At 57.2% G+C, this 13,698-nt stretch carries 13 protein-coding genes and 1 pseudogene; 11 read left to right on the top strand and 3 right to left on the bottom strand.

Annotated features, from left to right (window positions below; translation table 11 throughout):
* Positions 1-8 precede the first annotated feature (8 nt).
* The 4 genes from sdhA to ACR0DL_RS13535 all read left to right on the top strand — a co-directional run bounded on the left by sdhA (position 9) and on the right by ACR0DL_RS13535 (position 3,242).
* Positions 9-1,817: a succinate dehydrogenase flavoprotein subunit gene (gene sdhA, locus ACR0DL_RS13520; RefSeq protein WP_170377745.1), complete on the top strand. Its 1,809-nt coding sequence runs from the start codon at positions 9-11 to the stop codon at positions 1,815-1,817.
* Between the two features lie 12 nt (positions 1,818-1,829).
* Positions 1,830-2,609, top strand: coding sequence for a succinate dehydrogenase iron-sulfur subunit (locus tag ACR0DL_RS13525; RefSeq protein WP_170361401.1), 780 nt, complete (start codon positions 1,830-1,832; stop codon positions 2,607-2,609).
* Between the two features lie 88 nt (positions 2,610-2,697).
* Entirely contained in the window at positions 2,698-2,946 is a 249-nt protein-coding gene (locus tag ACR0DL_RS13530) for a hypothetical protein (protein ID WP_480689617.1), read from the top strand.
* Positions 2,947-3,101: 155 nt separating this feature from the next.
* Positions 3,102-3,242 carry a hypothetical protein gene (locus tag ACR0DL_RS13535; protein ID WP_170516755.1) on the top strand — a complete coding sequence of 47 codons (141 nt, stop codon included), beginning with the start codon at positions 3,102-3,104 and terminating at the stop codon, positions 3,240-3,242.
* Between the two features lie 258 nt (positions 3,243-3,500).
* On the opposite strand, the gene deoD is transcribed toward ACR0DL_RS13535, so the two are convergent.
* The 3 genes and pseudogenes from deoD to ACR0DL_RS13550 all read right to left on the bottom strand — a co-directional run.
* Positions 3,501-4,214: a purine-nucleoside phosphorylase gene (gene deoD, locus ACR0DL_RS13540; RefSeq protein ID WP_425081673.1), complete on the bottom strand. Its 714-nt coding sequence runs from the start codon at positions 4,212-4,214 to the stop codon at positions 3,501-3,503.
* A gap of 17 nt (positions 4,215-4,231) precedes the next feature.
* Positions 4,232-4,549, bottom strand: coding sequence for an H-NS histone family protein (locus ACR0DL_RS13545; protein ID WP_480689619.1), 318 nt, complete (start codon positions 4,547-4,549; stop codon positions 4,232-4,234).
* A 123-nt stretch (positions 4,550-4,672) separates the two neighbouring features.
* A pseudogene (locus tag ACR0DL_RS13550) lies at positions 4,673-6,649 on the bottom strand (methylmalonyl-CoA mutase family protein); the annotation flags it as partial.
* A gap of 135 nt (positions 6,650-6,784) precedes the next feature.
* Here ACR0DL_RS13550 and ACR0DL_RS13555 point away from each other — a divergent pair.
* The 7 genes from ACR0DL_RS13555 (at position 6,785) to ACR0DL_RS13585 (ending at position 13,695) form a co-directional block, all read left to right on the top strand.
* Entirely contained in the window at positions 6,785-8,173 is a 1,389-nt protein-coding gene (locus ACR0DL_RS13555; RefSeq protein WP_480689621.1) for a 1-acyl-sn-glycerol-3-phosphate acyltransferase, read from the top strand.
* A gap of 110 nt (positions 8,174-8,283) precedes the next feature.
* Entirely contained in the window at positions 8,284-9,570 is a 1,287-nt protein-coding gene (gene ccrA / locus ACR0DL_RS13560; protein ID WP_170377733.1) for a crotonyl-CoA carboxylase/reductase, read from the top strand.
* A gap of 207 nt (positions 9,571-9,777) precedes the next feature.
* Positions 9,778-9,996: a hypothetical protein gene (locus ACR0DL_RS13565; RefSeq protein ID WP_170350439.1), complete on the top strand. Its 219-nt coding sequence runs from the start codon at positions 9,778-9,780 to the stop codon at positions 9,994-9,996.
* Positions 9,935-10,654: a helix-turn-helix transcriptional regulator gene (locus ACR0DL_RS13570; RefSeq protein WP_170361413.1), complete on the top strand. Its 720-nt coding sequence runs from the start codon at positions 9,935-9,937 to the stop codon at positions 10,652-10,654. Before ACR0DL_RS13565 ends, ACR0DL_RS13570 begins: the two co-directional genes overlap by 62 nt.
* An 84-nt stretch (positions 10,655-10,738) precedes the next feature.
* Positions 10,739-11,377, top strand: a complete 639-nt coding sequence (locus ACR0DL_RS13575) for an acyl-homoserine-lactone synthase (protein WP_170350599.1) — start codon at positions 10,739-10,741, stop codon at positions 11,375-11,377.
* Between the two features lie 60 nt (positions 11,378-11,437).
* Positions 11,438-12,970, top strand: a complete 1,533-nt coding sequence (locus tag ACR0DL_RS13580; RefSeq protein WP_480689623.1) for an ATP-dependent DNA helicase — start codon at positions 11,438-11,440, stop codon at positions 12,968-12,970.
* Entirely contained in the window at positions 12,967-13,695 is a 729-nt protein-coding gene (locus ACR0DL_RS13585; RefSeq protein WP_170412735.1) for an SDR family oxidoreductase, read from the top strand. The genes ACR0DL_RS13580 and ACR0DL_RS13585 overlap by 4 nt, the downstream gene beginning before the upstream one ends.
* Positions 13,696-13,698 lie beyond the last annotated feature (3 nt).

The following is a 13,698-nucleotide window of genomic DNA, read 5'->3' on the forward strand; positions in this document are numbered from 1 at the left end:
CAAGAACAATGACAGCAGCATATGAATATGAAACCCACGAATACGACGTCGTTGTCGTAGGCGCAGGTGGTGCAGGTCTGCGGGCGACGCTGGGCATGGCCGAACAGGGCCTACGCACTGCATGCGTCACCAAAGTGTTCCCGACACGCTCGCACACGGTTGCGGCGCAGGGCGGCATCGCGGCATCTCTGTCTAACATGGGACCGGACCACTGGCAGTGGCACATGTACGATACCGTCAAGGGCTCGGACTGGTTGGGTGACACCGACGCGATGGAATATCTGGCCCGTGAAGCACCCAAAGCGGTGTATGAGCTGGAGCACTACGGCGTGCCCTTTAGCCGGACCGAAGAAGGCAAGATTTATCAGCGTCCCTTCGGTGGCCACACAACCGAATTCGGCGAAGGTCCTGCCGTGCAGCGCACCTGTGCTGCAGCCGACCGGACAGGCCACGCGATCCTGCACACGCTGTATGGTCAGTCGCTGAAGAACAACGCCGAGTTCTACATCGAATACTTCGCCATCGATCTGATCATGTCCGAGGACGGGCAGTGTCAGGGTGTCGTCTGCTGGAAACTTGACGACGGAACGATGCACGTCTTCAACGCCAAGATGGTGGTACTGGCGACCGGCGGCTACGGCCGTGCCTATTTCAGCGCCACGTCGGCCCATACCTGCACCGGTGACGGTGGCGGTATGGTGGCCCGCGCGGGCCTGGCGCTGCAGGATATGGAATTCGTGCAGTTCCACCCGACCGGCATCTACGGTTCGGGCTGCCTGATCACCGAAGGCGCACGGGGCGAGGGTGGCTACCTGACCAATTCGGAAGGTGAACGGTTCATGGAGCGTTACGCGCCCCAATACAAGGACCTCGCGCCGCGCGACTATGTTTCGCGTTCGATGACCATGGAGATCCGCGAAGGCCGTGGCCATGGTGACAACGGCGACCACATCCACCTGAATCTCAGCCACCTACCGGCCGAAGCGCTGGCGGAACGTCTGCCGGGCATCTCGGAATCGGCGCGTGTGTTTGCAGGTGTGGACGTGACCAAGGAACCGATCCCGGTTCTACCGACCGTGCACTATAACATGGGTGGCATTCCGACTAACTATTGGGGCGAGGTTCTGAACCCCACAGCCGATAACCCAACGGCTGTTGTACCGGGCCTGATGGCCGTGGGTGAAGCGGGTTGTGCCTCGGTCCATGGCGCGAACCGTTTGGGCTCGAACTCGCTGATTGACCTTGTGGTGTTTGGCCGGGCGGCCGCGATCCGGGCCGGTGAAGTTGTCGATGCCAAAGCGTCGAACCCGGTTCTGAACCAAGCGTCGGTTGATAAGGCGTTTGACCGGTTTGATGCTGTGCGGAATGCCAGCGGCGCAATCCCTACCGCTGATCTGCGGCTTGAAATGCAGCGGACCATGCAGGAAGACGCAGCCGTATTCAGGACTGCCAAAACCATGGCCGAAGGCGTCGAAAAGATGACGGTGATCGCGGCCAAGATGGACGACCTGAAGGTCTCCGACCGTTCGCTGGTGTGGAACAGTGATCTGATGGAATCTCTGGAACTGACCAACCTGATGCCAAGCGCGCTGGCTACCATCGTTGGTGCCGAGGCACGCAAGGAATCCCGCGGTGCCCATGCGCATGAAGACTTCACCGAGCGTGACGACGAAAACTGGCGTGTCCATACTGTTTCGCGGGTTGAGGGCAACAAGGTTGAGCTCAGCTATCGCCCGGTCATAGCCGATCCGCTGACCACTGAAGAAGAAGGTGGCATCAGCCTCAAGAAAATCGCGCCGAAGGCGCGGACGTTCTAAGGAGAGGAACTTATGGTACAACTGACCCTCCCAAAGAATTCGCGCATCACGACGGGCAAAACCTGGCCCAAACCCGAAGGCGCGACCAATGTGCGTAAGTTCCAGATCTATCGCTGGAACCCGGATGACGGCAAAAACCCCCAGCTCGACACCTATTTCGTCGATATGGACAACTGTGGGCCGATGATTCTGGATGCGCTGATAAAGATCAAGAACGAGATCGATCCGACCCTGACCTTCCGCCGCTCGTGCCGCGAAGGGATTTGTGGGTCCTGCGCAATGAATATCGACGGGATCAACACGCTGGCCTGTATCTACGGTATGGATGAGATCAAGGGCGACGTGAAAATCTATCCGCTGCCGCATATGCCGGTGGTTAAGGACCTGATCCCCGATCTGACGCATTTCTATGCCCAGCACGCTTCGATCATGCCGTGGTTGGAAACCAAGACCAACCGCCCCGCGAAAGAGTGGAAGCAGTCGATCGAAGACCGCAAAAAGCTGGATGGTTTGTATGAATGTGTGATGTGCGCCAGCTGCTCGACCTCGTGCCCGAGTTACTGGTGGAACGGCGATCGCTACCTTGGGCCCGCCGCGTTGCTGCATGCCTATCGTTGGATCATCGACAGCCGCGATGAAGCCACGGGTGAGCGTCTGGACGAGCTGGAAGATCCCTTCAAGCTGTATCGCTGCCATACGATCATGAACTGTGCCAAGACCTGTCCCAAGGGGCTGAACCCGGCCAAGGCAATTGCCGAGATCAAGAAGATGATGGTCGATCGGTCCGTTTGATCACAGCCACAAAAGAAGACAAAACCCGGGGTGGAAACACTCCGGGTTTTTTCGTGTTATGCGGGCATTGTAAAATCGGAGTACATCAATGACCCAAAGACTACTAATAGCCTTTTCAATTTCTGCCATCACCATTCTTTCAGCGTGTGGTGGATCGGGCAGCGACCGGGCGGACTTAGCATTCAAACAGGTAGACTGTGCAAAACAGGCCGGAATTGGGGGGGCATTTACCACTCAATACACCCTTCAGGATGGTAAGCAGACTGAGGTGTTCGTTTCCGGCAACGGCGTCAGCGAAGAACAAGCCGCTAAAGCGAATGCTTGTATGATCGCGTAATTGGCGAAAAACGAGAAAGGCCGGCAGATGCAAGTGCCAGCCTTTTATGCAGTTTTGTCATGCCGAGATTGCAAAAAGATGTGATGAAGTCAGTTGTTGGACTGCTTACCCTTTCAACAGGGGAGGAGTGATGGAACCGAAACGGGATCGCTCCGATGCAAGACCAAAACTCTAAAACGAACGCTGCTGAAGCTCTGGAACTGTTGGAACAAGCTTGGGCTTATTACACGCCGGAACCTGCGCCGGTGGCTGAGGTTCACGAGCCTGAATTGTTCGAATACGCAAACGCCGCCTAACGCTTGAATTTCTCCTTGGATTGGGCAATGCATAAGCATGCCCATTCTGTTGTTAGTACTGGCGGCCGGAGTGTTCGCCTATTTTATCTGGCGATCACGGACGTCGTCGTTGACGCGCGATTGCCGATGGCGGCAGCACCGCAAGGAAGGCGTCTGGGTTTGTGCCTATTGCGGGGCACAGCACGAAGGCGCGAATACACCGACCAGTTGCCTGAAAGGGAAATAGGACAGCAGGGCGATCATTCGCCCAGACTGTGGCTATGCCGCGTCGGGAAATGCTGCTTGCAGCGCGATTTCCACCATATCCCCAAAGCTGCTTTCGCGTTCGGACGACGGCAGTGCCTCACCCGTCAGCAGGTGATCGGACACGGTCAGAACGGCCAGCGCACGGCAATTGTGACGCGCGGCGAGGATATACAATTCGGCGGCCTCCATTTCGACCCCCAGAATGCCGTGTCGCACCATCTGTTCATTCAAATCAGGTCGTTCGTCATAAAACACGTCCGACGAATAAATCCCGCCGATATGCGTGGGTGTCCCTTTCGCAGCCGCCGCCTGAGCCGCCGCCTGTAGCAAACCCCAGTCGGCGCAGGGGGCAAAGTTCAATTCTTTCAGAATGCCGCGTGATGGCGTGCTGAGCGTGGTCGAGGTCATCGCCAATATCACATCGCGGATATTGACACTGTCCTGCATCCCGCCGCACGATCCGATGCGGATCAGGGTTTTAGCACCAAAATCGCGGATCAGTTCATTGGCGTAAATCGACAAGGACGGCATCCCCATGCCGCTGCCCTGAATTGAAACCGGGTTTCCTTTCCAGGTTCCGGTGAAACCCAGCATGCCCCGCACATTATTGACCAGCCTGGCATTCTGCAAAAAGGTCTCTGCCGCCCATTTCGCCCGATAGGGATCACCGGGCATTAAAACGGTTTCAGCAATTTCACCTTTTTCTGCGCCAATATGAATTGTCATTTTTCACTCAATTCCTGTCAGATTTCCAAATCCGAGATATCTGCCCCGGCTTTTAACGCGTCATGAACCCATTGCGGTTTGCGGCCTCGGCCCGACCAGGTTTGTTCAGGATTGGACGGATTCTTGTATTTTGCGTTGGCTTTCGGGCTTTTAGGTAGCTTTGAGCCATTGCCAGATAGGTCTGAAAGTGAAAATCCGAACTCAGCGGCGGCCTTTTCGGCCGCTTTCAAAGCCTCTTTGCGATCACGCTTTTCCGCGGTTTTAAGCGCGATTTCCACCCGGTCGCGCAATTCAAGCAGTTCTTTTCGAGACATTTTATCTAGGCTGATCGCCATTTTTTTCTCCATTCCGCACTTCGTCATACGTGGACGCAATAGTCCACCGTAATTCCAAATCCGAAATTTATCTATCCCCTCGTGAAGGGGAATAGAAACAGAGATTTCCCAAAAAAGGTTGAACTATTCAGCCGCGATATTTTGCGGATCGACCAGAGTTACGATATCGCCCATGATTACATTCAACTCAAAGTTCTTGGGCGTATAGATTTTGGCAACGCCCATTGCCTTGAGTTTCGCTGCATCATCATCGGGAATGATCCCCCCGACCACGACAGGGACATCGTTCAGCCCGGCTTCGCGCAGGCGGGTCATGACGTCTTGCACCAATGGGATGTGGCTGCCGGACAGAATCGACAGACCGATGACATGGGCCTTGTCTTCAATGGCAGCCGTGACGATTTCCTCGGGCGTCAGGCGAATGCCTTCATAGCTGATGTCGATGCCGCAATCGCGGGCGCGGAAGGCGATTTGCTCGGCTCCGTTTGAATGGCCGTCCAATCCCGGCTTACCCACCAGGAATTTCAGGCGGCGCCCCAGTTTGTCACTGACCGCATCAACAGCAGCGCGCAGATCCTCCAGCCCTTCGGTCTTGTTCGACACCGAGCCGGACACGCCGGTTGGGCCACGGTAGGTGCCGTAGACCTTGCGCATTTCTTCAGCCCACTCGCCGGTGGTGACACCTGCCTTGGCGGCGGCGATTGACGGCTCCATCACGTTGGTGCCGGATCGCGCCGCCTCGCGTAGTGCGGCCAAAGCCGCCGCGACGGCTGCGTCGTCACGATCTGCGCGCCATTCATTCAGGCGGTTGATCTGTTCTTGTTCGACGGCCGGGTCGACGACCATGATACCGCCGTCTTCGGTCTCCAGCGGTGAGGGTTCTCCCTGTGTCCACTTGTTTACACCGACCACAACGGTTTCATTCCGTTCGATCCGGTTCAGACGTTCGGCGTTGGAATCGACCAGACGGGATTTCATGTATTCGATCGACGCCACCGCGCCGCCCATCGATTCGAGGTTGCCCAATTCAGCCCGCGCGCCTGCTTTCAGCACTTCAACCTTAGCGTCCACGGCGGGGTTGCCGTCAAACAGGTCACCATATTCCAGCAAGTCGGTTTCATAGGCCAGGATTTGCTGCATCCGCATCGACCATTGCTGATCCCACGGGCGTGGCAAACCCAACGCTTCATTCCATGCGGGCAATTGCACAGCACGGGCCCGGGCCTTTTTCGACAAGGTCACGGCAAGCATTTCGATCAGGATGCGATAGACGTTGTTTTCGGGCTGCTGCTCGGTCAGACCCAGCGAGTTGACCTGAACACCATAGCGGAACCGACGGTATTTTGAATCCTCGACGCCATAGCGTTGTTGCAGAATCTCGTCCCAAAGATCCACGAAAGCTCGCATCTTGCACATTTCGGTGACAAAGCGGATGCCCGCGTTCACAAAGAACGAAATACGACCGCAAAGCGCCGGGAAATCCTCGGCTGGGACGCGGGGGCGCAGCTCATCCAATACGGCGATGGCCGTGGCAAGTGCATAGGCCAGCTCTTGTTCGGGTGTCGCGCCGGCTTCTTGCAAGTGATAGGAACACACATTCATCGGGTTCCATTTCGGCACGTTGGTATAGCAATACTCGGCCACGTCCGCGATCATCTTCAGCGACGGTTTTGGCGGGCAGACATAGGTGCCGCGGCTCAGGTATTCCTTGATCAGGTCGTTCTGCACGGTGCCTTGCAGCTTGGACACGTCCGCGCCCTGTTCCTCGGCCACAGCGATATAAAGCGCCAGCAACCAAGGGGCGGTGGCGTTGATAGTCATCGAGGTGTTCATCTGTTCCAATGGAATCTGATCGAACAATACCCGCATGTCGCCCAGATGGCTGATCGGAACGCCAACCTTGCCGACCTCGCCGCGCGCCAATGTGTGATCGCTGTCGTAACCGGTCTGCGTCGGCAGGTCGAAAGCCACGGAAAGACCGGTCTGTCCCTTCGCCAAATTCCCGCGATACAGCGCGTTTGAGGCCTTGGCGGTGGAATGACCGGCATAGGTTCGGATGAGCCAAGGGCGATCTTTCTGCGTCTGCGTCATAGCTGGGCCTCGTGTTGCGGGTGGGCAAGAAAATTACGTCACTGGCCTCTAAAGCGCAATTTTCGGGATATGTCAATTCGCTGCGTCGCGGCATTTCAGGTTCTTCAGATTGTAGGTGGCCCGGTTTGGTGGCAGGGTGCGTGCATGACTCAGACCGTGGAACTTCCGCTTTGGCTGTTTTTGCTGATCGTGGTGTTTGCCGCGGTCACTCTGGCCTCGCATTTTCTGTTTCCTTCGGTGCGCTGGTTTTTTCGCCGCCGGCTTGAGCGGGCAGTCAAACGCCTGAACAAACGCCTGCAGCGACCTATCCAGCCGTTCAAGCTGGCGCATCGACATGACATGATTCAGCGGCTGATTTATGACCCGCAGGTCGGGCAGGCGGTTCAGAACTTTGCACGCGAGGAACGTGTTCCCGAGGCCGTGGCCTTTGAAACGGCCCGTCGTTATGCGCGCGAAATCGTTCCGTCCTTTTCAGCGGTAGCCTATTTCAGCATCGCCATCCGCCTGACTCGTATGCTGAGCAACGCGTTTTATAACGTGCGTCTTAGCTATATGGACGAAAAAGCCCTGCGCAACATTGACCCAGAGGCGACGGTTGTTTTCGTCATGAATCATCGCAGCAATATGGACTATGTGTTGGTGACCTATCTGGCGGCGCAACAATCTGCGCTGTCTTATGCAGTTGGGGAATGGGCGCGCGTCTGGCCGCTTAGCCGTTTGATCCGGGCAATGGGTGCCTACTTTATCCGCCGCAAATCGGGCAGTGAGCTTTATCGGCAGGTGCTGGCTTGCTATGTGCGGCACGCGACCGAAGCGGGCGTGACACAAGCCATGTTCCCCGAGGGCGGTCTTAGCTTGACCGGCGCACTGGGTCGGCCAAAGCTGGGGCTGCTCAAATACATCATTGATGCCACCACCCCCGACGGTAGGGACGTTGTTTTTGTACCCGTCGCGCTGAATTATGACCGCGTGCTAGAGGATACAATCCTGACCAAAGCGGCGCTGGGAAATGAACGCAGGTTTCGGGCCAGGATCGGGGTCATCGCCTGGTGGATTATCAAACAGGTCGGCCGACGGTTGGTAGGTCGTTATCAGCGATTCGGCGTGGCTTCGGTGCGGTACGGCCAGCCTGTTTCGCTGCAGTCGTTCCGGGCGGACCACAAAACCAACCTGATGACCGATCTGGCGCGGGACTTGATGGTGGGCATTGGTAAAGCGATTCCGCTGGTTCCGGGGCCTGCTACGTGTTGGTTGGTGCGTGAAAAGGGCGAAATTGCCGAAACAGACGCGGTGGCGCTGATAGACCAACTGCTGCGACGCAACGGAAGTTCTACACCATTGGAGCACAGTGCAATCGAGGCTAGTATTCAGCAATTGGTGGATCGCCGCATTCTGAAACGCGAGGGCGGGATATTATCGTCGTCAGGTCAAAGAGTTGACCTGTTGAACTATTATGCAGCCTCGGCGCCACTGGATGCAGGGCAAGTGATTTCTGCGACTGCAAAAGAAATTTCTGCACCCGCTGGGTCATAAAATTACAAAATGAACTCAAAATGGGTTGCAATATTGCTCGATGGAAAATACTCATCGGGTAAAGCCGCCGATTCTGCGTTGCGGCAAGGATTATAGAAAAGGAGGCCAACATGGCTCTGGACACCGATAGCGGCATCGCGTCGTACGAGGCACCGGAAAAAGACCTCTATGAGATGGGTGAAATCCCTCCGATGGGGTTTGTCCCGAAACAAATGTATGCATGGGCGATCCGCAAGGAACGCCATGGCGAGCCGGACACGGCCATGCAGCTGGAAGTGGTAGATGTCCCCAAGCTGGACAGCCACGAGGTGCTGGTTCTGGTGATGGCCGCTGGCGTCAACTACAACGGCGTCTGGGCGTCGTTGGGTAAACCGATCAGCCCGTTTGATGGTCACGGACAGCCGTTCCACATTGCTGGATCGGATGCGTCGGGCATCGTTTGGGCCGTAGGCGACAAGGTCAAGCGCTGGAAAGTGGGCGACGAAGTCGTAATCCACTGCAACCAGGATGACGGTGACGACGAAGCCTGTAACGGCGGCGATCCGATGTATTCGGACAGCCAGCGGATCTGGGGTTATGAGACGCCGGACGGGTCGTTCGCTCAGTTCACTAATGTTCAGGCACAGCAGCTGATGCCGCGCCCCAAGCACCTGACATGGGAAGAAAGCGCCTGCTACACGCTGACGCTGGCCACCGCATACCGGATGCTGTTCGGTCACGAACCACACGATCTGAAGCCGGGCCAGAACGTTCTGGTTTGGGGTGCGTCGGGTGGTCTGGGCTCATATGCAATCCAGTTGATCAACACTGCGGGTGCAAACGCAATCGGCGTGATCTCGGACGAAAGCAAACGTGACTTTGTAATGGGTCTGGGTGCTAAGGGTGTTCTGAACCGCAAAGACTTTAACTGCTGGGGCCAATTGCCCACAGTGAACACCCCGGAATATGCCGATTGGTTCAAAGAAGCACGCAAGTTCGGCAAGGCCATCTGGGACATCACCGGCAAGGGCAACAATGTCGACATGGTGTTTGAACACCCCGGCGAAAGCACCTTCCCGGTGTCGACCTTCGTGGTGAAAAAGGGCGGCATGGTTGTGATCTGCGCCGGCACCACCGGCTATAACCTGACCTTCGACGTGCGCTATATGTGGATGCACCAGAAGCGTCTGCAGGGTTCGCACTTTGCGCATCTGAAACAAGCGGCTGCTGCGAACCAGCTGATGGTCGAGCGTCGCCTGGACCCATGCATGTCCGAGGTGTTCTCGTGGAATGAACTACCCGATGCGCACATGAAGATGATGCGCAACGAGCATAAGCCGGGCAACATGTCGGTCTTGGTTCAAGCTCCGCAAACCGGAATGCGCACTCTGGAAGAGGTTTTGGACGCCCGCGGTTGAGCCGCACCAAAATCAGGTAATGGTGCCCGCGAATCGTGTTAACGGTTCGCGGGCGTCACTTTTTTTAAGAGTAAGTCTATTCATTTTAAGGGGCTATAGAAATTAACCCCACTGTTTTGGGGGAGTAGAAAGCAGCGAATAGGCAAAAAAATACTGCACATGTTATGGTTGTGTTAACCCTTCGTTAACCGTTTCGGAGAGACCCTGATGGCGCAGAATGAGTGGATACTGGACGTGTTGTCGGACCTCAACGCCTTCGCTGTTGAGAATGGTATGATCGCGCTGGCCGAACAGCTGGACGACACCAAGCTGATCGCCGCAGCCGAGATCGCGTCCATGAAGGCTGAGGTACGGACGCCGGCGGATGGGAAAAATACTCGATATGAGCCAAGTCCTGGAGGACTTGGAAAACACCAGCACGCTTGATGAATTAAGTGGCGTCGCAATCCGATTGCGTGACCGGCTGAAAGTCGAGCACCTTATATACCACTGGGTCGATGGTGCCGGGGATCAGTACGGCTATACGACCTATCCCGATGCTTGGGCAGAGCGATATTTGGAAAAGAGTTATCACCGCATTGATCCGGTAATCCTGGGGTGCTTTCAGCGGTTCCACCCGGTCGATTGGAAAACGCTGGATTGGTCCAGCAAAGTGGCCAAGGCATTTCTGCAAGACGCACAAAGCCACGGTGTCGGCAATCAAGGCTATTCCATCCCGATCCGGGGGCCGAACGGGCAATTCGCCTTGTTTACGGTCAACCATACCTGTGATGATGAAACCTGGCAGCGTTTCATCGAGCGTCATGGTCGTGAGCTGATCCTGATCGCGCATTATTTCAACCGCAAAGCGCTGGAATTCGAAGTTGACCGACAGCCCGACTCTGCCCGCAGCCTGTCGCCACGCGAAGTCGACGCGATGACCTTGCTGGCGCTGGGGTACAGCCGGGCCCAGGTGGCCCATTCGTTGTCTATCTCTGAACATACGCTACGGGTCTATATCGAAGGCGCCCGGGCCAAGCTTGGGGCGCAGAACACCACTCACGCCATCGCCACAGCGCTCAGCCGAGGATTAATAGTGGTTTAAGAGGCGCGCGCCCTCAGAACGGGAAATTAACTATGACTTTGTACCCCCTTCGTTCCTGCACAGGACGACAAGGGGAAAAAAGTCATGTTGCGCTATTTGTATGCGGATGAGCTGCACAAGTTTCCGGATCTGGCCGAAGGGATGTTCCGGGATCGCGCGGATCAGTTCAAAACCCGGTTGGGTTGGGACGTACACGTGAACGAAAAAGGGGAAGAGCGGGATCGGTATGACGATCTGAACCCGCTTTATGTCATCTGGGAAGAAGAAGACGGCAGTCATGGAGGCTCAATGCGCGTGTTGCCGACCACCGGCCCGGTCATGGTGAACGAGGTGTTCGGCCATCTGACCGGTGGCAAACCAGTCTGCAGCCCGCTGATTTGGGAGGTCACAAGGTTCTGCCTGTCGCGCACGGCCAGCCCACACACCGCAGGCGCCATCATGCTAAGCGGCGGTGAGATGATGGAAGGGTTCGGCCTGACCCATATCGCCGGGGTCTTCGATGCACGCATGATTCGGATTTACCGCCTGATCGGATCGTCCCCGGTGGTTCTGGGGACCGAAGGGCATGGGCGTGATCAGATTTCGGTCGGGCTGTGGCCCTATTCTGCCGATGATTGCAACCGCGTGGCCGAACGCGCGGGGATCCCGCGAGAGTTGTCGCGGCTGTGGTTCAAGACGGCATTCGGGATCGGACGGCAGCATCGCTTTTCTCTGTCGGCCTGATCAGGCGAAAAGCCCAATCCCTCTCTGGTGATAGCTGGCGCGGCCCTGTAGGGTCGCGCCATGTCTTTGCCCCCCGTGACCTTCTCTGACGACCAAGCCGCCGCCTATGACAGCATCTCTGAAATGCTGCGATCAGCCGGTGTAGATCTGGATGATGATGCCCTGATGAAATTGCCAGGCAACGGCAAATCCGGTGTGATGGCGGTGATCGGCAAAGCCGGCTCGGGCAAGACCCTGTTGCTGGCCGAGCTGTACAAGGCCTTGGCCGAAACCGGTGTTCAGATTGTGTCGGGTGATTTCGAAAGCCGCAAGGCGAAGGAAAAGCGCAGCCTTGCGATCCTGGCCCCCACCAACAAGGCCGCCAGCGTGTTGCGCCTGCGCGGGGTCCCTGCAACGACCATTCACCGCATTCTCTATACCCCGGTTTATGACCCGGAATATGAACGCATCGCCGAATGGCTGGCGGGCAATGACGAACGCCCCGAGATCGAAGGTCTGACGGACGAGGCGTTGGACCGGGCAGCGGCGTTTTATGCGAATAATAAATCGATCCCTGGTGCCTTGGCCGCCGCCGGATTGCGCGGGTCCGATTTCATCACCGGCTGGAAACGTCGGGACGAGCCTTTGGATATCGGGTTCGTCGATGAGGCCTCGATGCTGGACGACCGGCAATTCGAGGACCTGCAAGAGATTTTTCCGACCTTGTTGTTATTTGGTGACCCTGCGCAGCTGGCCCCTGTCAATCAATCGGGCAGCATGGTGTTTGACGCTTTGCCCGAGCCGCGCAAACAGATCCTGCACCGGGTCCACCGGCAAGAGGCGGACAATCCTATCCTGGATCTGGCCCACGCGCTGGCAGACCCTAAGATGGGGTTCGAGGATTTCGAACGTCTTATAGAACAAACCGCCCGTCAGGATGACCGCGTGGTCTGGGGTCAGCGGGTCGAGGTTGATCTGATGGCCCGCAGCCCAGTTCTGGTCTGGCGCAACGCCACACGTATTCGGTTGATTCAGGCGTTTCGGCAAGTTCACGGCGCGCCGGAGACCGAGCTGCTGGAAGGTGAACCACTGATCTGTGATGGCATCGAACTGCCGTTGAAACACCGCAAGAAACGTTTGGACCTTGAGGCGCGCGGGCTGATCAAAGGCGCGCAAGTCATCTATTTGGGACGGGGGCGCAAGCCGGGTTTTTCACGCCTGCACGTGATGGGCGCCGAGGACCCACAGGTCAGTGCGGCCTCGATCGTCAAGATCGAAAAACCGGATGAAGAAGAACCCTTTATCCCCTTCGCCGCCCGCATGGGTGCCACCTTTCTGCATGGCGCGGCGGTAACCATTCACAAGGCGCAGGGCTCGCAATGGGACACGGTACAGGTCTTTGCACCGGATATTTACGCCGCCGCCCGCATGGGCAGGACCGAGGCCGGGCAGCCGCTTTGGAAGCGGCTGGCCTATGTCGCCATCACCCGCGCGCAAGAGCGGTTGATCTGGGTTGTGCGCAACCGTCTGGCCAAGCCCACCCATCCGCTGCGTGTGGATGATCTGCGCGCGGTTCCGGCGGCGTCCTTGACATTGGAGGCTGAAGATACATGACATCCATCATAGTAACCGGCGCAAGCTCGGGCATTGGGCGGGCCACGGCGGAATTGTTCTTGAACGAAGGCTGGACAGTGGGCCTGTTGGCGCGCAGTGCCGATACGTTGCACGAGATGGCCAAGGATCGCACAAACGCGATCCCAATGGTTGCGGATGTAACGGACGCGGATGCGGTCCATGCGGCCTTTGGCGCGTTTCAGGAAAAGGCTGGCCGGTTGGACGCGTTGTTCAACAATGCGGGCATCTTTGCGCCCGGCGGAACCATCGACGAGATCGCGCTGGAGGATTGGTATCAAACCGTCAACGTCAATCTGAACGGCATGTTCCTATGCGCGCGCGAGGCTTTTCGGATCATGCGCCATCAGTCGCCGCAGGGCGGGCGCATCATCAACAACGGCTCGATTGCCGCATATGTGCCGCGCCCGAACTCGGTGCACTACACGACCACGAAACATGCCATCACCGGTCTGACCCGCAGTCTGTCGCTGGACGGGCGGGACCTCGGAATTGCTTGCGGTCAGATCGACATCGGCAACGCGCGCACGCAGATGGTACAGGGACTGGTGGATGCCGCGGTTGAGGCCGGTCAGACGCCCGACCCGACCATGGCGGTTGAAGATGCAGCACGCTCGGTGCTGCATATGGCGACCCTGCCGCCCGAGGCGAATGTGCAGTTCATGACCGTGATGGCAACAACGATGCCCTATATCGGGCGCGGTTAGGGG

It is taken from the genome of Ruegeria sp. BB5 (genome assembly GCF_056539405.1).